This is a genomic window from Nitrosomonas sp. Is37, from assembly GCF_033063275.1.
In the GTDB taxonomy this organism is placed as follows: Bacteria; Pseudomonadota; Gammaproteobacteria; order Burkholderiales; family Nitrosomonadaceae; genus Nitrosomonas.
The window spans coordinates 48,616-71,151 of the sequence record NZ_JAWJYP010000016.1; the positions used below are offsets into that span (position 1 = coordinate 48,616).

The 22,536-nt window shown below is 43.1% G+C and carries 22 protein-coding genes and 1 pseudogene; 8 read left to right on the forward strand and 15 right to left on the reverse strand.

The annotated features are described in order from the left end of the window. Positions 1 to 6: 6 nt before the first annotated feature. The 5 genes from R2Q26_RS09020 to R2Q26_RS09040 all read right to left on the reverse strand — a co-directional run bounded on the left by R2Q26_RS09020 (position 7) and on the right by R2Q26_RS09040 (position 3,747). Positions 7 to 1,392: a TolC family protein gene (locus R2Q26_RS09020; protein ID WP_317535963.1), complete on the reverse strand. Its 1,386-nt coding sequence runs from the start codon at positions 1,390 to 1,392 to the stop codon at positions 7 to 9. Positions 1,393 to 1,446: 54 nt separating this feature from the next. Continuing rightward, entirely contained in the window at positions 1,447 to 1,767 is a 321-nt protein-coding gene (locus R2Q26_RS09025; RefSeq protein WP_317535964.1) for a copper-binding protein, read from the reverse strand. A 201-nt stretch (positions 1,768 to 1,968) separates the two neighbouring features. Continuing rightward, positions 1,969 to 2,406, reverse strand: a complete 438-nt coding sequence (locus R2Q26_RS09030) for a hypothetical protein (RefSeq protein WP_317535965.1) — start codon at positions 2,404 to 2,406, stop codon at positions 1,969 to 1,971. A 58-nt stretch (positions 2,407 to 2,464) separates the two neighbouring features. Beyond that, positions 2,465 to 2,818, reverse strand: coding sequence for a hypothetical protein (locus R2Q26_RS09035; RefSeq protein WP_317535966.1), 354 nt, complete (start codon positions 2,816 to 2,818; stop codon positions 2,465 to 2,467). 455 nt (positions 2,819 to 3,273) lie between these two features. After that, positions 3,274 to 3,747 (reverse strand): PepSY-like domain-containing protein, encoded by a 474-nt coding sequence (locus R2Q26_RS09040; RefSeq protein ID WP_317535967.1) that lies wholly within the window; start codon positions 3,745 to 3,747, stop codon positions 3,274 to 3,276. A 387-nt stretch (positions 3,748 to 4,134) separates the two neighbouring features. On the opposite strand from R2Q26_RS09040, the gene R2Q26_RS09045 reads away from it, so the two are divergent. Beyond that, on the forward strand, positions 4,135 to 5,274 hold the full coding sequence (locus tag R2Q26_RS09045; RefSeq protein ID WP_317535968.1) for an NnrS family protein: 1,140 nt from the start codon (positions 4,135 to 4,137) through the stop codon (positions 5,272 to 5,274). A 316-nt stretch (positions 5,275 to 5,590) separates the two neighbouring features. On the opposite strand, the gene R2Q26_RS09050 is transcribed toward R2Q26_RS09045, so the two are convergent. The 3 genes from R2Q26_RS09050 to R2Q26_RS09060 all read right to left on the reverse strand — a co-directional run bounded on the left by R2Q26_RS09050 (position 5,591) and on the right by R2Q26_RS09060 (position 7,709). Next, positions 5,591 to 5,980, reverse strand: coding sequence for a RidA family protein (locus R2Q26_RS09050; RefSeq protein WP_256329213.1), 390 nt, complete (start codon positions 5,978 to 5,980; stop codon positions 5,591 to 5,593). Between the two features lie 150 nt (positions 5,981 to 6,130). Continuing rightward, positions 6,131 to 6,310 (reverse strand): hypothetical protein, encoded by a 180-nt coding sequence (locus tag R2Q26_RS09055; protein WP_317535969.1) that lies wholly within the window; start codon positions 6,308 to 6,310, stop codon positions 6,131 to 6,133. A gap of 211 nt (positions 6,311 to 6,521) precedes the next feature. Further along, entirely contained in the window at positions 6,522 to 7,709 is a 1,188-nt protein-coding gene (locus tag R2Q26_RS09060) for an EAL domain-containing protein (protein ID WP_317535970.1), read from the reverse strand. 345 nt (positions 7,710 to 8,054) lie between these two features. On the opposite strand from R2Q26_RS09060, the gene R2Q26_RS09065 reads away from it, so the two are divergent. Beyond that, entirely contained in the window at positions 8,055 to 8,915 is an 861-nt protein-coding gene (locus R2Q26_RS09065; RefSeq protein ID WP_317535971.1) for an alpha/beta hydrolase, read from the forward strand. A gap of 121 nt (positions 8,916 to 9,036) precedes the next feature. Here R2Q26_RS09065 and R2Q26_RS09070 read toward each other — a convergent pair whose 3' ends face one another. After that, positions 9,037 to 10,272: a TraB/GumN family protein gene (locus R2Q26_RS09070; RefSeq protein WP_317535972.1), complete on the reverse strand. Its 1,236-nt coding sequence runs from the start codon at positions 10,270 to 10,272 to the stop codon at positions 9,037 to 9,039. Between the two features lie 470 nt (positions 10,273 to 10,742). Here R2Q26_RS09070 and R2Q26_RS09075 point away from each other — a divergent pair, with 470 nt between their 5' ends. Further along, positions 10,743 to 11,378: a DedA family protein gene (locus R2Q26_RS09075; protein ID WP_317535973.1), complete on the forward strand. Its 636-nt coding sequence runs from the start codon at positions 10,743 to 10,745 to the stop codon at positions 11,376 to 11,378. Between the two features lie 131 nt (positions 11,379 to 11,509). Here the strand turns inward: R2Q26_RS09075 and R2Q26_RS09080 are convergent, their stop codons facing one another. Continuing rightward, a complete protein-coding gene (locus tag R2Q26_RS09080) occupies positions 11,510 to 14,155 on the reverse strand; it encodes an MMPL family transporter (protein WP_317535974.1) in 2,646 nt (881 codons plus the stop codon). A gap of 446 nt (positions 14,156 to 14,601) precedes the next feature. Between R2Q26_RS09080 and R2Q26_RS09085 the strand changes: the two genes are divergently transcribed. Beyond that, on the forward strand, positions 14,602 to 15,582 hold the full coding sequence (locus R2Q26_RS09085; RefSeq protein WP_317535975.1) for a sulfite exporter TauE/SafE family protein: 981 nt from the start codon (positions 14,602 to 14,604) through the stop codon (positions 15,580 to 15,582). A 60-nt stretch (positions 15,583 to 15,642) separates the two neighbouring features. Here the strand turns inward: R2Q26_RS09085 and R2Q26_RS09090 are convergent, their stop codons facing one another. Further along, positions 15,643 to 15,942: a hypothetical protein gene (locus R2Q26_RS09090; protein ID WP_317535976.1), complete on the reverse strand. Its 300-nt coding sequence runs from the start codon at positions 15,940 to 15,942 to the stop codon at positions 15,643 to 15,645. A gap of 26 nt (positions 15,943 to 15,968) precedes the next feature. Here R2Q26_RS09090 and R2Q26_RS09095 point away from each other — a divergent pair, with 26 nt between their 5' ends. Next, entirely contained in the window at positions 15,969 to 16,442 is a 474-nt protein-coding gene (locus R2Q26_RS09095; protein WP_317535977.1) for a universal stress protein, read from the forward strand. 176 nt (positions 16,443 to 16,618) lie between these two features. Here R2Q26_RS09095 and R2Q26_RS09100 read toward each other — a convergent pair whose 3' ends face one another. Then, positions 16,619 to 17,419: an outer membrane protein assembly factor BamD gene (locus tag R2Q26_RS09100; RefSeq protein WP_317535978.1), complete on the reverse strand. Its 801-nt coding sequence runs from the start codon at positions 17,417 to 17,419 to the stop codon at positions 16,619 to 16,621. A 63-nt stretch (positions 17,420 to 17,482) separates the two neighbouring features. Here R2Q26_RS09100 and rluD point away from each other — a divergent pair, with 63 nt between their 5' ends. Beyond that, positions 17,483 to 18,454 carry a 23S rRNA pseudouridine(1911/1915/1917) synthase RluD gene (rluD, locus tag R2Q26_RS09105; protein WP_317535979.1) on the forward strand — a complete coding sequence of 324 codons (972 nt, stop codon included), beginning with the start codon at positions 17,483 to 17,485 and terminating at the stop codon, positions 18,452 to 18,454. A 133-nt stretch (positions 18,455 to 18,587) separates the two neighbouring features. On the opposite strand, the gene R2Q26_RS09110 is transcribed toward rluD, so the two are convergent. The 3 genes from R2Q26_RS09110 to R2Q26_RS09120 form a co-directional block, all read right to left on the reverse strand. Further along, positions 18,588 to 19,967: a porin gene (locus R2Q26_RS09110; protein ID WP_317535980.1), complete on the reverse strand. Its 1,380-nt coding sequence runs from the start codon at positions 19,965 to 19,967 to the stop codon at positions 18,588 to 18,590. Positions 19,968 to 20,904: 937 nt separating this feature from the next. Then, positions 20,905 to 21,372, reverse strand: a complete 468-nt coding sequence (locus R2Q26_RS09115; protein WP_317535991.1) for a DUF4113 domain-containing protein — start codon at positions 21,370 to 21,372, stop codon at positions 20,905 to 20,907. After that, positions 21,306 to 21,983, reverse strand: a complete 678-nt coding sequence (locus R2Q26_RS09120) for a hypothetical protein (RefSeq protein WP_411182334.1) — start codon at positions 21,981 to 21,983, stop codon at positions 21,306 to 21,308. The genes R2Q26_RS09115 and R2Q26_RS09120 overlap by 67 nt, the downstream gene beginning before the upstream one ends. Positions 21,984 to 22,051: 68 nt before the next feature. Here R2Q26_RS09120 and R2Q26_RS15530 point away from each other — a divergent pair. Next, positions 22,052 to 22,186 (forward strand): annotated as a pseudogene (locus tag R2Q26_RS15530) (transposase); the annotation flags it as partial. 78 nt (positions 22,187 to 22,264) lie between these two features. Then, positions 22,265 to 22,507 (forward strand): transposase, encoded by a 243-nt coding sequence (locus R2Q26_RS09125; protein WP_317535982.1) that lies wholly within the window; start codon positions 22,265 to 22,267, stop codon positions 22,505 to 22,507. Positions 22,508 to 22,536 lie beyond the last annotated feature (29 nt).

Sequence of the window (22,536 nt, forward strand, 5' to 3'; positions counted from 1 at the left end):
ACTCCATTAATGGTGGTGTGCCAATTCATCAGGGGTTTTGCCAGTAAGCAGATCGATTTCTGCGAGCGCCTTGTTGTAGTTGGCTATCGCTGTCACCAGGCTGATTTCGTAATTGGATACCGTCATCTGGCTATCAAGCAGCGTGAGAAAATCGACTTGATTAACTCGGTAGGCAGCCAGCGCTGATTCAACCGTGAGTCTGGCCTGTGGCAGAATAGTCGTTTGATACAGCTGCACCGATTTGAAATTCTGCTCAGCCGTTGCCACCTGTTGCCGCAGTTTTGCCGCAATCTCGTTGCTTTGCGCCTGATGCAGATCCAATGCCTGATAGTGCAGCGCTTGCGATTCCGCAATACGTGGTTCAATTTTACTGGTGCGCCATACCGGAAGGTTGATCGCCACAGTCAGGCTGACCATGTCAGGGCGCGATGTGTTATCCAGCATCCTATCCCGCTGGCCATACGCAAGGCGCACATCAAAATCCGGATAGTATGCTTTTTGCGCGAGTTCCACTGCTTTTTTATTGCGCGTGGCAAGGCTCTGCAGTGCTAATAATTGCGGCCGCTGCGTCATTGCTCTCTCCCGCAATGATTCCAGCTTCAAGGAGGCTTGATGAATGTGTAGCGACTCGGGTATCAGCTCTCCAGCATAAGCACTATGACCAAGCGTGCGAATAAGCTCTGCTTCAATCACGGGCCGTTCGCGTGCCAGCTTGAGCAACTCATCCTGCATTCTGGATACCTGTGTCTGCGCCTTGAATGCATCGGCCTGAGTACCCATTCCCACCCGGTAATGATCCACAGCCAAGTGAGTAAGATCTTCCAGAATCAACTTGTTTTTCTCGACCAGCTTGGTCATTTCCAGAGTAAGCCCGAGGTCGAAATAAGCAACTTTGAGATCACGTACTACTCGATTTACTGTTTCTTGATAGCCGTAATCAATTGCTTCTGCGTCCTTGCTGGCAACTTCCTTGCGTAAACCACGTTTCCCCGGAAAGGGGAAACGCTGGGACAGGCCAATCATTTTCATGGTCATATCCTCGCGATTGAATGGCGAAGATGCCAAGGGCGCATTAATCACTCCCGCTTCCAGCACAGGATCATCCAGTGCCTCTGCGGGTGATATTCTCCGCTGAGCTGCTTCGCGTTCCCGCTGCGCAGCCTGTATTTCCGGATTGTTCTGTAAGACCTCGGTGATGAGGGTGGCCAGTGGCGTAACCTGCTTGCCATCGACTGTGGGCTTATCTTGCTGAAATATCGCTGGATGAGCATGGTTTGAAGCATCTGCCCGCACATTGAGCGGAATCACCATCCCTAAAACCCATACTGCGATAATTCCATTCCTGAGTATGGAAAAAACATTTCTAGTGCTGTCTGGCGATGAGGCAATCATTTTGCTCTCCCTCACGTATCAATGTATCACTGATATACGACCTCCCTGATAGCCCTATTTACTCCGCTGGATATGCGTAACTATATAGTCCCCATTCGACTGAATGACTGTAAAAGTCACACTGTCACCCACTTTGATTTCTTGCATGAGAGCACGCTCCTTGACCTTAAAATTCATCACCATAGCTGGCCATTTAAGCGATGCAATCGGCCCATGGGCAAGTTTTACGATGTTCTTGTCCAAATCAATCGCTTTTACCGTTGCCGTTCCCTCATGAGATACGACGGCGGCACCGGCAAGCTGCATGGTGATCAATCCAGTCAATACGAATAAAACACAAACATTGACAAAAACAACCATTACGTTTCGTTTCATGATTCTCACTCCTGAATAAATAAATCTTGGTATACAAATCGCTCTAGTAATCCAAGCAGGCAAATACATCCTGGCACACTGGCAGGATATATTGCGCTTTCCTTCTAACGAGGAAAGTGAAACAAGTTTGGAAAACGATTAAAAATATTCGTTGAATCGAATGGAATTTACTCACGCGCTGAGGGGCGTGCAGAAATCCAGTCAATCAATACTGAAAGGAGGAGTGGGAATGAAAAGACGCAGGAAGAGTAGATACAAAGGCGGCCCGAGGCCGGGCACAAATGCGGTATAAGAAGTATGGGGCGAAAAGCTAAGGAACAAACCCATCACAAACATTATCACTGGTAACCCGACGATCACATCAAACAACGTGATCTCACCTGTAAGCTTGGGTTTGCTTATCGAATATTCACAATTAGCCAGACAGACTCGCTCACTAGGTGAAGCAGGCTCAGCACAAGTCCCCTCCATATGCTCCATGCTCTGCAGTGCTGGCAGATAGGGTATTACCAGACAGCCCTCCAGCATAATCTTTGCTTGTATCATCAAAAGGGAGATGAGCAGTACCCCGCTCAACAGCCGCTTTGAAAAGCGCAAGGAAAACAGGCGGCAAAAGGTAGAAAGGGCCGAATGCTTCATGCTGGAAAGCAAACTCTTAAAACTGAGAGCCAAATCTTGCTACTTTGTTGATCAAACATTACTTGATCTCTGCAGCCACTTTACGATGAGAATTAGCCATATCCATATTCTCTTTTACAGCTTGCTCATAAAAATTGATCAAGGCATGGCACATCGATTCCATATCTAGACCGCGTCTACCATAGAATTCTCTGTGCGCTTCATATTGTTCAAGCATTCTCTTATGCTCTTGCGCTTTTGACTGCATCTCTCTGGCTGTCGCTTCATAATGCCTGGCTAGCGCCTCATGGTCAGCAGTAGTTTTAGCATTCTGGATAGCTTGTGTCATATCCATTGGATGGGGTTTCATTTGTGCACAGGAAATCAATAAAGCAAGAACGATTAAAATCACAGAAATTTTCCATATTCTCATGACATCGCTCCCAAATAAGTTGAAGTATTAAGCTAGCAATTAAGACTTCCTGATACGACTTACCACACTGGAGTTTACTATTAAATTGTCCCTGAAAAAAAGATTTTGCAGGCACGACCTAGATAGAGTAGAAAATAGATTCTCATCTACTTTCCCTTATCAAACTATGCTTAAGATTTTGCAGAACTAAAGCTTTGCTGATTCCAGTTCCTGACTAGTTCCTTATGCCCGGTAGAGGTTTTAGCACTCTGGATAGCTTGTGTCATATTCATGAGAGGAGGATGCAGAAGAAATAAATTTCAAACTGAGACACTGCTGCCTTATAGTCAAGCTGCCTGAGTGTAACGTCTTTGCTGAAGAATACTTCAGGAGAAATAACGGGCTCCTCACCCAAGTTAAAAGAAAGGCAAGTGGATGAGGATACTGTCTTGTATTAGTATCAGATAAAGATAAACTCAATCCCGCTCTGTTTTCAGAATATTTCCATTGAGATCCAATTCGAGTTCGAGTTCCTTTCCTTCTGTCTTGAGTTCAACTTCATAACCAGTAATCGTCCCATCAGGCTTCATTATCTTCTCAGCCTCCTTGATGGTCGCTTTTGGGTGTGCCTTGGAAATGGCTTGAACTACCGGTTCAGGTAGTGTCTTGACGTCGATGGTTTCTTCCTTCTGCAGCACCACACCTTCTGGGCTATACAGAATTTCGTGTTCTCTGCCGTCTTCTTTGTATTCCACCTCATAAGCATCTTTGCCTTCGAACATTTTCTTCTCGAATTCTACCTTTTTGGCATTTGGGTAAGCCTTTTCAAAGGCTTCGAGAACCGCTTTGGGTACTTGATGCTTGCTTAATTCTTTTTCACCGGCATTTGCCTGGCCGAATGCTGCTAAAAAAGTGGCCAGTGCCGCCACAATCCAAAGTTGCATTTTCATAAAACCTCCTTTGGCCGTAGCCGAATATGCACTCATTAAAACCTATCGATCTCTGTCTTTGCAGGCAGAGATCGAAAAGATCGCAACGAAAAAATTTTCGTTGAGTTCTACCTCTACTCTTTAGTTGAATGATTGTCAATATCATTTTCGTAGTATGAGAATTACCCAAAATAACGAGTTCGTCTGCATTTATCGCAGCAGTCGGTCATATTCAACCAGCAAAGCTGATTTGCAGCTAATTCCATTTCAAAATCAAACATGACGCAAGAGCGAACCGCAGACAGTATAAATAATACGGCGGAGAAGCCGACAAAATCGGGTTTGGTTTTAAAATGGAATAAAATAATAGTTTGAATAAAAAAGTACATTACCCAATTGAAAAATATATTGTTACAGTGGTTTCCGGATGAAACTAAAACTCACGCGCATCAATGGTTCTTTCCGGCTGCATGTGTATATGCTGTGCTGATGGTGCCATTGGCCATGCTGGCAAGGCATGGTTACGGACCGGGAGCGCTGGCCGCACCGACCGGCCATGCTTTTGAAATGCTGTTCGGTTTCGCCTTGGCCTTGATCGCGGGTTATCTGCTGGGTCCTATGCCTGCACGACGATTAGCCTTATTCATAGTTACTTGGCTGCTGGCGCGGCTAATGGGATTGATCGATCCTGCCAATTGGCTGACTTTGGTGAGTAATGCTGCCTTTGTCACGCTGCTTGCCCGGCATTTACTTCCCCGTCTGTGGGTTGCGAAGAAATGGCGTAATCGTACGCTGGTACCTTTGCTCGGTCTGATTTGCGCCATTACAATTGCAATCACCCTGATGAACCAGCTTGACTATCGCTGGTTGCATCGCTTTTTGCTGGATGAAAGCGTGCAATTATTCGCCTTACTGATGCTTTTCATGGGAGGACGCATGCTGGCGCCAGCAGTAGCCGGTGAGTTTTATCGCCAAGGGATGGAACTTGAGGCAAGGGTTCAGCCGCACATCGAAGCAGGGTTAATTGTGACAGTTACAGCTGCTTTCGTACTTGCTCCAGTCGCGACTTCGGTATCAGGTGTTTTGCTGATCATGAGTGGAATTTTGGCAGCTACCCGGCTGTTTCGCTGGCAATTATGGCATTGTCTGGCACGGCCTGATCTGATTTGTCTTGGGCTAGGCTACGGCTGGTTGGCGTTGGGGCTCATGCTGCTGGGCTGGGTAAAACTGAGTGGAGGTGACTATTTTAGTACCGCAGTTCACGCAATCACCGTAGGGGCGTTAGGTACACTCGCCGCCAACGTCATGGTGCGCGTGACACTGCTGCATGTGAAGCAATATCCTTCGCGGATACCACAGATCGTGGTAATGACTGGCATTATGAGTATTGCTGCGCTCATGCGTATGGACGCTGATTTTAGCGCCCACCGGGAAATATTATTGGCTATCGCAGCAGTAGCCTGGAGTACCAGTTTTTTGCTTGTTTTATTTGTTTTGCTGGATTGCCAGACGAATACACTGCAGCACAAATCTGTGAAGCAACAATAATTGGCAAAAGATAAGATCCAACACTTTCTTCGATTTATTACTTATCTGGCCAAAATTAAAAACAATAGATTGACAACTGCTGTTCAAAAGCCTGCGGAAAATACTGCAACCCATCCAGAATGGAATTGGTTGCAATATGATCCAGTCCGCAATGGGAGTTAGCGCCTGACCAGTTCGCTGGTACGCTGGTGTTCAGCCATATCGTAGCGTGATTTGTGCAGCTACCTCGCGGATCGGATTCCTCCGAAATATACCGGTGCTCTTGTGCAATTCACGCTGAATATGCAACAAATACAGGTACCTGGATATGGTTACCTTAGGGGCTCTTGCGTGCGGTTACCTGAATTTCAATTCGCATGCGCGGATCGGATAAGCCAGCCGCGATCATCATGGCCGCCGGGCGAACCTTATCGAGATACTTGCGAAAAACTGGCCAGCACAATTCAAAATCAGCCGCATTGGGTAGTACATAAGTCACCCGTACGATGTCCTGCAAACCGGAGCCGGCCTGTCGTAGGGCTGATTCGATATTCTTGAAGCACTGCTCGGCCTGCTCAAGTAAATCATCCGAAATGGTCATGGTGGAGTAATCAAAGCCTGTCGTTCCTGAAACAAAAATCCAGTCCCCTTCCACAACTGCACGTGAATAGCCAATTTCTTCTTCAAAGATGGAACCTGAGCTAATCAACCGCCTTGTCATACTCATACTATCTCCCCTTAAAATATTGATAAAAATTTCATTCAATAATGATCAACCGGTCTAGCAAATAAAGTCAACTACGTAGATTAAAATGTGAATAGATAATCAATCAACTGCGCTCCACCAAAACCACCCAATGGCAGTAACAGCGCTTGCTCATAATGCGTCAGTACTCTGCTGTTTGATCGGAACAAACTTCATCCACTCGACATCACTGGGGCGGGCACTTTCCAGCTGAATATTCTTGATCAGCACACTTATTGCAAGCAAGATCACCATAATGATCGGTAGCGGATTGATCAAGACACTTTTGTTGCAATCGGGATCTGCGTCCATGTCATTGGTTCATTAGTAACTTCGCACACTCTCAAAGGTAGTGAAAACGAATGTAATGAGTTTCGCTAAAAAATCGTAGCGAACACTCCAAGCGCAAGGCGGACGGAACGCAGCGATGAGAAAACGAAGTTTTAGCGTAGCTACATATCAAATAGATAGGCGAGAAGCGAGTACCGCCCAACACAACGATTGGAGTGTGCAGTAGATTTAATCACAACCTTTCAGTTAAAAATAATTCTTTTGCTGGTTTTGGTAACCCAAAAAAATTGCCCTGGACTAGGGTTGCGCCACATCGCTTGAGCACCTCAGCCTGATAAGCATTTTCCACGCCTTCCCCTAAAGTTTGCCCACCCAGCGCGGTAATCGCTCGAATCGTTTCTGACATCTCCCGTTCGACTCCGTCTTTACGACCAATGCGGCTGACTACAGTAATGCATAATTTAACAATTGCAGGGCGCAATTCCTCGACCGTCGTCATATCAAAAAAACCACAGCCCGTATCGTCCAATGAAAGCTTAAGCCCGTTGTTCCTGAAATCTGCCATCACGCTATGCAGCTTTACAGCCGATTCAATTGGCAGATGTTCTGTCAGTTCGAAAACAATGCGTGATAACAAAGGCTTGATATATGGATTGGATAAATATTGCTGGAACTCATGCGACATAAATAGCTCTGGCCCCAGATTGACTGATATCCATAAATGTTTAGGAATGTCAGTCAACCAATTGATTGCTTGTTTGAGGCAGGCAAATTCCAGCACTTGCGTCATACCAAACTGCCTGGCGGCGGTAAATAGGGCATCTGCCGTATAAAAAACTGAATCGACTGGTCCTCGTGATAACGCTTCATAGCCGACGATTTTTTGATCAGCAAGTGAAAAGATGGGTTGAAAATAGCATTGCAGCTGATCCTGCTCAATCAATCGTTGCAGGATTTCCCTGGTTTGATTCCCATGCAAAAGCAGGCTCGCATCAGCAGCAAGCTTAAGCGCATCATCGATGGCTTGGTTAATCGATTTCTCATCAAGCAATTCTGGGGCAGGTAGAATCAATAATCTAAAATTTTGCCGACTGCCAGTTGCTTGCCCGAAATTGGTGATCAGCAATTCATGCATCTTTGCTGTACCTACTTCCTGTAATAGCGGGATTTGCTCCGCCATGTCAAAAGACATCAAGGAAGCTTTAGGACTAAATACCCTGTACCAGCGTCCGAAATAAGATGAAGCGATCGAGCCGTAACATTGATATTTTTGTAACAGAACTTCGGATAAAAGTTGAATATCATATGTCATATCCACATAAGCAAACTTGACGATTGCCTCGCCAAAAATCTCACGAAAGCGCTCCGGTTGTGTCAGTTGAACAGCCAAAATAAAACGCTGATTGCCAGGTACTGTCATAAGCTCTCACCTCTTATTTTATTTCTAAATCAAACCCGACTTTATCGGTTTCTCTTTGCCTTATTATTTATACTGTTTACGGCTGACCTTCATGTCATATTTAATTTAGAAATAGAATGAGTTCAGGATAAGGCCTAAATATCAACAATCATTGCTTAATGTTATGCCATCCTTATCATACACGCACTTCTTCTGTATGCTAATTTTTCATCCCGGTCAGCCAAGAAAATATGCCGCTCTTATTCGCACTATAGAATATGTTACCTAAGCATGGTATAAGAACATGAGTTTTGACCAGATATTCACCTCATAATTTTCAACAAGTTATTCATCAAACTCTAAACAATGTATCGCTTGATTCTGATTCAAATCACTTCAATTCTGGTCGCTGCCGTTATTGGCATTGTTATCATGGGCGAGATTTTAACCAGCCCCGCATCCACCGCTGTTGGCGTCTTGATACCCGATTTTCCGGTGGAATCAGTGCAGATTCCAGCTGGCCAGGACCACAAAGTCCATGGCTGGCTGGCACGGGGCATCAGGGGTCACGGTGCAGTACTGCTTGTCCACTCCATCCGCAGCAATCGCCTGGAAATGCTTGGCAGAGCCAGATTTTTAAATGCGCAAGGATACAGCGTATTATTGATTGATCTGCAAGCTCATGGGGAAACACCGGGCGAACGAATTACTTTTGGTGTGCGTGAGTCGAAAGATGTCAAAGCTGCTGTTGACTATCTGCGGGACAATTTTCCCGGTGAACGCATTGCCGCCATCGGCGTCACCCTGGGCGCAGCCGCGATCACGCTGGCAGATCCCCCCTTGAGGCTCAATGCCGTTGTGCTAGAATCTCTTCATCCGACATTTGAAGAAGCCGTTGAGAATCGACTAAAACTTCATCTCGGTGAATTCGGCATATGGCTTAAGCCTTTCTTATTATCCTACCTATCCTTGCTTTTGGATCTTTCAACCGATCAACTCAATCCCATTGATCGGATAAGTAATCTGAATACCCCTATCCTCTTGATTTCAGGAACACACGACAGACATACGACGCAATCCGAGGCTGAGCGTTTATTTGATGCCGCTCTTCAGCCCAAAGAACTGTGGATTGTCCCAGGTGCAGGTCACTATAACATGTATACCTACGGCAGCAGAAGCTATGAGGAACGCGTTTCCTCGTTTCTGTCCAAGTACCTATGGCAGTAAAATATTTCTACTTTTTCTTTATTAATCAGAATCATACTAAAACAATAAGAGCAATCACTCTCGATTATTCAAACCCTTATTTTACTATTTGGCTGCTTATTCAAGGTTTTCTTAATAGGTATCAGCTACCAGTGATTAGTTCAAGTATTTTGAAACCTGCTATATATGTGCCAATAGCGGATCCGAATGAAGAAAGCAGAAATATCAGTAAAATACGTGTTACTTGATTGTGCCACCAGCCTTTTAGGCTAGTTGTATCGCTTCTAAGACGACTAAAATCACCTACTGTGGGTTTACGTAAATAAGCCTCTGCTAAAGCTGTATACATTCCGACCCCTGTTGTGGGATCAAGTGAGGTAATTGGGGCAGCTAGAAAAGCAGTTAAAATTGTGAGTGGATGGGCAAATGCAATGGCAGCACCTAAAGCAGCCAAACCACCATTGATGAGTATCCAATCGATTATCATTGTCATACCAACCTCAGGACTACGCATGAATCCTATTGTAAAGCCAGTCAGTACCAAGGTTACGATCACCCAGGGTAGAAATTTAAGCCAGTTTGTGGATTCTGGAATGGTGTCAAGCTGCTGAATAGTTATATCCGGATCGTTAATCCTACCGTCCACCATGATTTGTTCAATCCCTTTCAAGTGTCCAGCACCTACCACTGCAAGGGTGTGTTTATAATTGTTTTCCCTGCATTCTTTCAAGAGGCGTGCCGACATATATTCATCCCGTTCACTAATCAAGGGCTTAAATAGATGCTTTTCGTTTTCTGCAAACTGTGAAAAAGCGCTTTCCAACACATCACCTTCTTTCAATCGCTCGATTTCTTCAGCACTCACTGTTTCCCGTGTAATAATGCTGGCCAGCAAACCACTATATAACTCCATACGTCTCCACCAGGGTATGTTGTGGTAAATACGTTTAAGAGTGGTTCCAATCTCTCTATCAATCAGTAAAACCGGTAGTTTGGCTTCCGTAGCGTCTTTAATAGCAGTTCGCATTTCTGCGCCAGGTTCGATATCTAATCGTTCAGCCATCCGCTGCTGAAAAGCTCCTAGCGCTAGACTGGCAGCAACCATACTTGCTTGACCTTTTCGAATAACTTGGAAGAGATCCATTTTGCTTAATAGATCCGGATCAACGATAGCCTTATGACGGCTTGGGCATAATTCGACAGCAACCGCATCAAATTCACCAGTGGCAATCAATTCTTTCACTTTGTCTGCGCTAGCTTGGGAAATATGTGCGGTACCGAGGATCGTAATTTTGTGACCGTCTACCTCAACAGTTTTGATTGGTTCTGTCTCGGTTTCATTTTTTATTTTTACCGAGGGTGTTATCTGTTCTTGCATAATTCAGACATGAGTGGATTAGTTTTATCGATTAAGGCTTAAGGTAAGGTTATTTTAACTAGTGGAAATATTGCCAATTCAATTTTGGTATCTAAAGATATAAGCCTTTATGTATTCAGAATGATCAGTAATAAATAGGCAGTATAGTCGAATATAACAAATAGAGAGCAGCCGATATTAAGTGAAAAAAGAATTTTATGATTCTTTTCATTTGATGTTGCCGCATACAAAAAGAATTAAGGTTGTGAAACTTCAACACTTTTTATTCGTGAAGATCTGCATGAAAATATCATGTCGATCATCAGAATTCAAATTTACGACATTGCTACCAATTACAAATCCTAAACTTTTGGTGGTAATTTATCGCTTAAGCTAAATATTTTTTTTGACTGCTTATCAATGTGTTTGATAGCATGCTGGATTTTCCAGTCCATCCTTCTTAAAAAAGAAAATTATTTTTTCCTGCGCTCATGTTTCTTATTGACTTTATTCTCCATATTGACAAGTATCTGCATGCACTCGCATCAGAATATGGACTATGGATCTATGGAATTCTCTTCTTGATTATATTTTGTGAGACCGGACTTGTTGTGTTTCCTCTCTTGCCGGGTGATTCCCTATTATTCGCAGCGGGTTCTCTCGCATCGTTACAAAATTCACAACTCAATCCGCATCTCTTACTTGTTGGATTGTGCATCGCAGGTATTTTGGGGGATACTGTGAATTACTGGATAGGTAAAAAAATCGGACCAAAAGTTTTTACCTCGCAAGAATCTCGCTTCTTTAAACGAGAGTACTTAGACAAGACTCACGCTTTCTACCTCAAACACGGAAGTAAAACAATTATCATCGCACGCTTCATTCCCATTATTCGCACATTCGCTCCATTCGTCGCTGGTATTGGAACTATGCCCTATCGTACTTTCATCGTGTATAACATAATTGGCGCTGTACTGTGGGTAGGGTTATTTATTTATGCCGGCTATTATTTTGGACAACTCCCATTTGTTCAGAACAACTTCAAGTTTATTATTTTCGCAATTATCATTCTATCGATATCGCCACCCATAATTGAATATCTCAAATACCACCATAAAAAACAATGAAGTAGATTGAAATAAATTAGGATTCTGTTTTCTGAGTTATCAAGAACCGATTTTCAATCCCACATAGCTCAGAAGATCAAGTTGGTTGATTTACATAATCATTTAGCTGAAAAATTTAACGTAACCGGGATTCATGACTTTGCATACTGAGCAGGAATCCGCAGCAATGTAGGTAAGATGATGAGAGTACAAATCAAAGTAAAGGTTAGCCCAACGGTAAGTAATGCACCCATGCTGGCGGTACCTTTGTGCGATGAGAACATGAGACTTGCAAAATCGACCAAAGCAGTTAAAGCACTATAAAAAATAGCGCGCGCGGTACTGGTGTGAATCAGAATTTCACTTTCCTGCTTCTTATCCAAGCTCCGGTGCACCATATGCAGACTGCTATCGATACCAAGGCCAAGTAATAGCGGTAAGGCAATAATGTTGGCAAAGTTAAACGGTATATTCAACAAGACAGTGAAGACACCGGTAAATATGCTAGACAGCAAAAGAGGAATCAGCACTAGTAAAGTATATTTTATGCTGCGCAATAATATCAAAAGCGCTACTGCGACCCCTACCAGCGCCAGGGAAAAAGCCTGAACAAATGCTTCTACTACTGCTTCGCCTGCCTCAAGACTTACCACCGGCATTCCGGTAGCATTCGGTGCTATTTGCTGTACTGATCTTACGAAGCGAGTTAATGTTTCATTATCGCCGATATCTTCTGATGGATAAACAGCGATTCGATATTCTCCTGTATGGCTTAGCCAGCGTCTAGTGAGTGATTCGGGTAGCTCTTGCTCACTAAAGGGTGTAGCTTCAATCGAAGTGCGTAATCGCTGAATCGAAACAGGCAATGTGGAAAGCAGATCTTCTTCTATTGAATGCAGTAATTTTTCCTTATCACTGAGATCCATCATGTCTAGCCGGATAAACAGCTCTGCAAGAGATGCCTTGAGAGTAGGCGCAGAGTCAGATAAGGAGGATCCGGGGTGTTCCTTAATATAGCGGTCTAACGCCGCATTTAACTTATTCAATGCTTCCAACTGCTGTACCACCATTTGCTTATCTGTCGAAGGCTCTGGCAATGATAATATGAGTGGGCCTATTATAAGCGCCATTTCCTCAATGGCTGAGAGTTTCTCTTCCTGCTCCGTTGGTACAAAATCAAGAAATGTAACTATCTTGCCTACTTCAGGAAGCTCAGCCAAGCGTTCTTTTAATTGTCGCGCTTCTTCACGATCCTTAGTTAACACGACTGCGTGCCAAGGTGAATGTTCAGGTAATGCTAGTAACTTCCGAAAAGTCTGCACCGCTTTTCCTTCCGGGTCTTGCATGTTAAGCAGATTGTAGTCAAACCTTATCTGGGGCAATAGTGCTATAGCAATAAGTAACAACACTAAAGTAGCGGCATACGTCAATTTGCGCCACTTCAACGAGAACTCAAGCACTTTGCCCAGAGACCCTTTTATGCCCGCTTCAGGGGTAGGTCGTCTTGACAAATATCGTAGCAAAGCAGGACCTATAATAAAGGTAACCAGCAGGCTGATCAGCATACCTGTGCCAGAGATTACCCCCAACTCTGCCACCCCACTGTAACTGGTCGGGATAAATGCATAGAAACCAATAGCGTTGGCAATAGTACATGCAGCCAGCGCACTCCCGGCTTCCCCGCCCGCCTTATACATGGCTTCTGTTGAGATCAGACCATTCTCTAACATTTCGCGATATCGTAGCAAAAAATGAATAGCGAAATCTGCGCCAAGACCTATGTATAGCACTGCAAAAGCGATAGAGATAACATTCAGTTGACCAATGGCAACGGTAGCAAAGGCTGCAGTGAGCAACAGTCCTAGCGTTAAGCAAAGCACTACGGCAAGTGCCATACCAATCGTGCGCATTGCGAAATAGAGTACTATTCCCACCAGCACAAATGTGATTATTCCAGCATATTCCATGCCACTGAGCGAACTCTTGAGTTCATCATCAGCTAACGCCATATCGCCAGTAACACGAAGCTGAATTGGACCATCTTCTGTTAAGCCAATATCTATCGCCGCAGCATGAACTGCAGATATAGCCTGTTCACTTGGAAAAAGTTGTGAGTAATCTGGTCTTGGTTTTACTAAAATCATCTCTTGGTAGCTATTTTTCTGCGGTTCACCGCGAAAAAGTGTCTGCCATGATAGCTGCTGTGGCTTACCTGCAAGCCGCGCATCCAGAGTATTGCTCATACTTTTTAACACCGGCTCCAGCTCCAAGTTACGCCCTTTTCTTAATTCTTCTATTGCGCCGGTAAGCACTGAGGTAAAAGTATAGAGTGATGGATTATCAGCAATGCGCGCAATTAATGGTTGTGCCTCTGCCAAGCGATCAGTAATGCGTTCGAGTTCTGAAATACTCTCGTAAAGTAAGCCATTGCGCTCAAAAAAAACATCAACATTTGGAGCATAAACATCAATAAAATTCTTGGTGTCTTTTTTTAAGTGCGCTGCAAGCTGATTAGCAGCAGAATAAGCCTGCTCCGGTGTAGGAGCATCCAGCACGAGCAGCAGAATATCCATCTCCTGAGGGAATGTTTTATTGTAGTGGATACTATTAACACGAAACGGCAGATCCTTAGAGAGCATATCTGTAGTATCGGTATTCATACCAAGATTGCGCGAGATGTATACAGTGCTGGCTACAGCTATCAGGAATGCAGCAAACAGAACCCAAGGAGCATAGTGGTAGGAGAAGCTGGCGCATCGGGCAAAGGCTCTGTAGGTATAACTGTGTGAAGCTTCCATTATTTAAATTTTCCTTCTGGCAACAATCTGAGAAAATCAGCTTTAATCTGCCAGTGTGCCAGTGTTAATTCCATAATTGATAGGATTTAAGCAGGCTGTTGACAGTCTGGTGTATAAAAAAGCTGAGAGTATTTCATAATAGGTGGCGTTATTCAAACCCTTAAGAGGCTCAACTGTAATAAGTTAAGTAAGTACAGTCGACTAATTCGATACCATTTAGCTAGATAAGTAGCTTTCCAATGGCGTGTTCAATAAAACCATCAAATGCACCTGGCGCTCCGGTAAGGCTAATTGAGTGCGTTTATAGATGTTCAGTCATAGTATTTATTGGAATACTCTAATTAGCGTTAGAAATTTTTCATATAAGCTTATTACTTAATATTATTTCTCATTTTTCTCGAGCAAGACTATAGTGCCAAACATTTTAAGATTATTAAGTTAAGCTTATGAAAATCCGCAATCTGGACCTGACACTCAATCCGGTAAATGAAGAACACCAACAATTGGGGCTACCACCTGTTGAAGACACTGTATCTCACTTAGAGGCACACCCTTTTTTACGCGCTTCCGTCTGGTTTGCTGTCATTATTTTAGTTTCGCTTATTTTATTTCTGATTGGTCGCTTCTTCCTTGCACAGAATTGGGATGATAGTTGGCAGATCATTAACGGTACGCTGGATAGCAGAATTTTCTGGATCGCTGTTGCTGTTGGTTTTCTCGCACAAGTGGTCGATGGTGCATTGGGTATGGCCTATGGCATTACAGCAACTACTTTTTTATTGGCATCAGGCGCAAGTCCTGCTGCAGCTAGCGCTAGTGTCCATATTGCCGAGATTTTCACAACCGGTGTTTCAGGTATTGCTCATGCCAAATTTGGCAACGTGAACAAACAACTATTCACGCGCTTACTGGCACCAGGCATACTGGGTGGTATATTAGGTGCAGTATTAGTTACACATATAGATAGTACATTATTTAAACCTTTCATTTCAGCTTACCTGCTTCTGCTAGGAATTTACATCCTGAGTAAAGCCTTTCGTCAGTTAAGTATTCGAAAAGAAGCCCCAAAACATGTAGGTAAGCTGGCACTTTTTGGCAGTTTCATGGATGCTGCAGGTGGCGGAGGTTGGGGGCCTATTGTAACAACAACCTTGGTAGGCACGGGTAATGATCCACGCACAACAATTGGTTCAGTCAATTTTGCAGAATTTTTCTTGACACTAACTAGTGCAGCCGTTTTTGCATTACTGATGGAGACTAACACTTGGCCACTTATTATAGGTCTAGTATTCGGAGGTTTATTTGCAGCGCCCTTTGCAGCAATCTTATGCAAGAAATTTCATGCACGCACATTACTCATACTGGTAGGAATTCTGATTACTATTATTAGTTCCTACAATCTTTATAAAGCCTTTATTTCTCTATAAAAGGAAGCCTTCGGCAAGAGCAACACATAATAGAGTAGACTCATCACAACAAAAGCTGTGTCATGAACTATTTGTTACGGATCTTGTTACTGGGATTTTAGCGTTACGCTGACAATTCTCAAGCAGATTACGGCCTGCAATTTTTGCAGAATAATGAAAATCATCGCTGTCTTTCTTGAATTGCATTCTCGAATCCAGCTTAATCGGCAAAAAATCTTGGCTACTATCTTGGTTTTTGCCCATATAAACACCGCTACTATAACATTCATACTTACAATAGTAGACACTATGAGGAACACGTTTCCTCGTTTTTGTCCAAGTATCCATGGCAGTAAAATAATTGTTTTTACCAGTCAGCATTATCCTGCCAAACTAAAGGAGTAATTATGGCCGATTATCAGCATATTCTGTTAGCAGTCGATTTCTCCGATCAGGATACGTATGTTGCCCGCAAAGCTGAACGTTTAGCGACCTTCTTCAACGCAAAATTGAGCATTATTCACGTACTGGATAATATTCCAATGCCAGATACCGCCTATGGCACAGTGATTCCACTTTATTCGGATTCATCCTACGAACTGCTTGAAATAGAAAAAAACAAATTAATCCAGACGGCCAATAGATTAACTATTGATCCCGCCAATCGATGGTTAATCTGGGGTAAGCCAGAAGTAGAAATTATTCGAATCGCGAATGAAGAGGGTGTTGATTTGATTGTAGTAGGTTCACATGGACGGCACGGCCTTGCATTACTTCTAGGATCTACTGCCAGTGGTGTGCTGCACCATGCGCAATGTGATGTTCTGGCTGTTCGCTTACAGGATGAGTGGGCTGGCTCGGTAATGCTTGCATCTGCCTAGCAGACGTTGAAAAACTATCTACGTTGCCGCTGCGGTGTTAAAAACAGGTTTAAAATGCTCATTTATCAGGTATAAACTCCGCTTTTTTGCCTGTTTTTGCCTATCATCGACTGGCCTCAAATACGTTTTTCAACAACTTGCTAGAAGCATCCTCTCTTCCAGGCAGATTCATATGATTACCATATTTTCCACCAAGCCTCTTTTCCTAGCGAACTAGAACCCGAAAAGAATTCGCTTTCAGGAAAATTTTTTCTCATGACACGTTCTGCGTCATCTCGTAAATCGTTCATTCCCATTTCATCATAGGCCTTGGCCATGATGTACAGAGCTTCTTCTGTAGCAGGTGTTTGTGGATATTCTTCCAGAACATATTGCGCGCGCCTGGCTGCAGCAACATACGCTTTACGTTTCATATAATAGCGCGCAACATATATTTCACTTTTAGCAACTACGTTAACCAAATGTGCCATACGCTTAAGCGCATCAGGGGTGTACTTGCTCTTCGGGAAGCGGATAACCAGTTCTTTGAAATTTTCAAACGATTCACGTGATGCCTTCGAATCACGCTCACTCATATCCTGATTAATAATTCTCGATGAGATATAACCCATGATTCCCAAGTCATCATGAAAATTAGCTAACCCCTTGATATAATATGCATAGTCAACATTGGGGTGATGGGGGTAAAGCTGAATGAAACGATCTGCTGCCGCAATCGCTGAAGCTTGCTGTTGATCTTTATAATAGGCATACGCAATTTCAAGTTGCGCTTGTTGCGCATACCGTCCATAAGGATAGCGCGCCTCCAGCGCTTCGAATAATTTGACCGCTTTCTCATAATTACCATTATTTAGTTCATTCTTAGCTTCAGAGTAAAATTTATTAGGTGACCAGTGGCTATTGTCCGCTGACTTTTCCTTCAATAAACCACATGCTGACAACCCAAAAACCAAAACTAAAATCAAACGATACCACATGAAATTTCCTGTAAAAACTAACAAAGCTATTCAAGATTATAACGTAAAGCTACCTTTATTCGCATGACTGACCAAACTGAATCGATTATTGAATTAGTTGTGCCCCAAAGTTATATCGGGCTTCGACTAGACCTCGTGTTAGCACAATTACTACCCCACTGGTCACGCAGCCGTTTGCAGTCATGGATACTTGAGAAACGTGTGAACGTAGATGGCAAGATTGCTACCCCCAAACAAAAAATTTGGGGAAACGAAAAAATTAGTATTAGACCTCATATTGTTGGGGCCAACGAGACGCATGCTGCAGAAGCAATTTCGCTTGAGATCATTTATGAAGATAATCACTTACTTGTGATCAATAAACCAGCAGGAATGGTCGTCCATCCTGGCAATGGGAATTGGCAGGGAACACTATTAAATGCACTCCTTCATCATTCCAAGCAGCTTAACAATATACCAAGAGCGGGTATTGTCCATCGGCTAGATAAAGATACCAGTGGTTTGCTCGTTGTCGCAAAAACAATAGAAGCACAAACCAGCCTGGTGCGGCAACTGCAAGAGCATAGCGTCAAGCGGGATTATTTAGCAATTGCATTAGGTGAGGTCAAACAAAACGGTTATATCGATGCTCCCATAGGTCGACATCCTGTACAGCGCACCAAAATGGCTGTGACTATCCATGGCAAGCCAGCACGTACTTACTATCAAATATTAGAATCATTCGATGGTTGTACTTTGCTTCGTTGCAGCTTGGAAACCGGACGGACTCATCAGATCCGCGTACACATGCACAATATGGGCCATCCGCTCGTAGGCGATCCGGTCTACACTGGAAAAACCAGGAAACTACCTCCAGAGATAGCACGATTGATCATGCGATTCCCGAGACAAGCTTTGCATGCACAACAGCTAGCCTTCGTTCATCCGCTGCATGGTGAAACAATGATATGGAATTCTGAACTACCGGAAGATATGAGTGTACTGCTGCAGGGGCTACGGCAATATGGTACGTTGCCAAGTCTGGCATCATTTTAATCTCTTAATAGAGAATCTATTAAGCTAGAGTATGCAAAAACTAAGAGACAATATAAGAAATGCACCCGCAGGTACATTTCTTGAATAGTTTAAATAAGTTTAACAATTCACTATCTCCTAGAAAATTGTTGTTTTAAAAAGGCAGTATTGCATCGAGTGACATCAGGACTTGATCGTTATTACCGCCAAATGGCCTAAAGGATGATCCATGAAGCGGATCTGCTATATCGTAGCGAAAGTTTGGTCGAATATTCAGCTGCCGCAGGCTATCGGTAAAATTAAACATTTTTCCTGGCTTCCAATTCAAACCCAGTGTTACAGCATAATAGTCTGAAGGAGAGCTGGTAGCAAGTTGGGTTGAGCCACCTAAGGCAAAGCTCTCGCCTAAGTGGTTGGTTGCAAGGGAGACCCGAGCTGGCGAAAATACACGGAACCCATCCCTATCGCGAAACCATTCCCCCCGCACACCTACCGACAAATCTGATGTCACATCATAATAAAGGTGCATATTGATTCCATACCACTCGGCATTCTTGGTTACATTAGTAAAATGGAGATTATTAAGCAATACGTTATCTGCAAAACCATGATCATGTTGCAAAACAAAATGGGTTTTTGAAGTAATCATATGTTTCAGAACAATACTGAACATCCCCCAGAAGCTACTATTCCGGGTGGAAGTTGTGCTACCCGTACCGCTGATATTGAGAGAAGTATCACCATCATCACTTGTCCAGGTTAATCCACCTATCCCACCCCAGTTAGCCAATTGTTTATCAAAATTACCATCCCATCCGCCTGTCGCACTCCCTGTAAGTGCCCCAGCCACCATAGACCAATTATCGGTAATGGCATATTCACCCAATAAGCCAGTATGGGTAAAAGGTTCACCATATTGCATAGTATAAGCATGGGTGTAGAAGAAATTATTAGGCGCTGGAACCGATTCATAACCAATCGGTGTATAAAAATGCCCAATTTTTACGTTGACACCTCTGCTGTCAGTAATGGGAGCGTACACCTCAGCAAAGGCTTGTGGAATGGCGATGCCATAGGTACGACTGGAGTTACAGCAAATATCAAGATCCCAATTGCCTCTGTCCTCGAGAGGTCTACCATTATTTACATCAAATGCCGGATTTCCAAAGGCTTGTGCGAAAATAGCATCGGTACCGAACAAAAAGTCGGCTCGGAAGCCTATATCCCATGAACTTCCCTCTGTTACTACAGGTCGTTCCATGAACAAATTAAGTTGGTTGAGTTGAAATCGGTTAGCCTGATCTGCAAAAGTAACCGGGCCGTTAAATCCATCAGTCTGAAACGTATTGAATGTTGCACCACCATGAATCCAACCACCAACTTTAAGCCCGTATTGATCAAGATTAAGTCCGTATTTATCAAGAAAATTCATGGTGGTATTTGCATGAACGGCAGCAGAGCTCATGCCAAATAATAACAATCCCACGATTACAGCAAAGATCCCCTTCTTTCTGCATTTAGAATTAATTCTCATTCTCCCCCTCTTTCCTCGGACTTATAAATTAAAAATATAAAAATGAAAAGTTAATACCCTTATTTAATACAAGAATTTGACTTTACACATAACATAAGACTGGGTCAATGTAAAACCTCTCTAGCATTAAGTAAAGTGATTTGAACTATCGACACCAGAAATCAGCGATAAGGGATGGTGCAATAGTTAACATGATGAGGGCAAAATTGGAACTTTAATACTTATGCAGATTGGGAAGCTTTGGGATAAATTAGCAAGCAAAGGAGAAACGTAGAGAAAGGAAATTGTTCAAGGATGCAATTTTAGAACGCAGAACCATTTGATTCTTAAGAAAGAAAGTTGGTGTAATGCTTTCTTTCTAAAAAATTATCACTATATGATAGATTTTCTACTTTATATAATGAATAGTTAGATTTTATTAATTTAGAATAAAAAAATGCCGCACATTACCCTTCATGATATAAAATGTGCGGCGATTATTACTGATAATAACCTATCGCTTATTTATATTAAGCAATCCCTTCAAGAATATTTAATAATGAAAGAATAGATAGAATAATATAATATGCTGTTGGTAATTTCATAAATTTTCTCCTTTATAATTTTATTACATTTGAGAAACCATACTGGTAATATGGTTCTCTTAAGGATGTATAGTAGCGATAACATATTCAAAGAATAAGCATAATAAAATGAGTCACATTGGCGCTTATTAGGATACAATCAATTCATATATGAAAACTTAATTTACTTATACTCTCAATTTTTGTGATTAATAAATAGAAATATTGGCTTTATATAGCAGAGTATTGGCTTTATTTTTTCAGAGAGTTTATAAATAAGCCGATAAATACTCAGTCCCCAGAATGTGAGATGATGGTCAAATATTCTGACTTTCCACCTTGGTTACTGCTAGCTCGACCTGAGCTAGCATACTTCATCTTGCAATCACTAATTCTTCCCATTTTGTCGTATAAGCAGGACTTCTATTTTCCTGTTTCATTTTCCATGGCTGCCGGAGTCTTTCCGAAGCAAGTTTCACTGATTGTCTACCCATAGCACGATTGATCATGTCAAGTGTAGCCACTAATTGATTAGATTTATCATCTAAATTACCTGAAGAAAAAAGCTTTCCCTGGCAGCGCTCTGCTGGCACCAGTTCCAACAGCGTCACACCTGCTTTTTGGTAGGAATACCCCGGCCTGTAAATACGCTTCAATCCCCACAAAGCAGCTCTGACGAGCGCTATGGTATTATCAGTTGGTGAAGGTAACAGAATAGTCAGACTGTTGCTGTAATATGCTTTTTTCTTGTTGAACGGGCTGGTTCGAATATATACTATACATACACCAAACTCGCATACGAGCGCTGCTGGCGCAATTTTTCCGCTGCTCGACTTATATATAGCGTGACAGCTTCTTGCAAGCTTTCCAGATCCATTACCAGCCTACCAAATGATCGGGATGACATGATCTGTTTCTTAGGTAACTGCACTTCTTCTAACCCGAGACAGACTACACCATTCAACTCCTGAATGGTTCTATCCACCATAACGGAAAAATAGTTGCGTATGACCATAGGATCGGCCATTTTGAGATCAAGTGCCACCTTGATACCCAGCTTGGCAAGCTTAGGAGCAAGTCTAGGGCCGATCCCCCAGATCTCCCCAACCTCGATACGAGAAAACCAGCTATTCCGATCAGCATCGTTCATCGCAGTGAGATTGCAAACACCATTAAACTGCAGGTTCTTCTTTGCCATATGGTTAGCAAGCTTAGCCAGCGTTTTGGTGCTGCCAATACCGATAGAAACTGGCAAGCCAGTCCATTGTTTGATACGTTTGCTGATCTGCTGACAATAATCGATCAGATTGCGAGATTGAAATCCCGTTAAATCAAGAAAGCACTCATCAATCGAATAAATTTCCTGTTCTGGACTAAACTGACTAAGAAACTGTTTGGAAATTCTGAGAGCTAGCTGATGTAGCGATTTTTGCTGTTTGTTAACATTCACCATTTTATGAATCAACCAAAAAACGGAAGAAGCGTTATCCGAGCAACCTAAGCTCTGGAGCGTGGTATTACTTGAAACCCCACCTACCGGTATCAGCAGTAGGAAGGCCGAGAGAGGTAAGTCTACGCCAGGTGGTAAATGCAATTTTGTATGTTTTAAAAACAGGTTGTCAATGACGGCAATTACCCCGCGAGTTCCCAGCTTGGAGTGCGGTTTACTATTATTTCAACTGTTGGTCACGCAACGGGACATGGGAGCGTATTCATCATTTATTGCGTTCGCGGTTGCGAGAAAGATGTGGACGCCACAAGCACCCTACGGCAGGTTGCTTAGACAGCCAAAGTGTCAAATGTACTGCGGTTGCGGGGCAGCGTGGTTTTGATGCTGGCAAGAAGGTTAATGGCCGCAAACGCCATATTCTGGTGGATACACTGGGTTTAGTACTGACGGTTATAGTAACTGTCGCTAGGAGCTATGATCATTTCTGGTGTATGACAGGAGAAGGAAGCGGTGTAACCTGTTGGTAAAGATCTTGGCAGATCAACCACCAATAGAA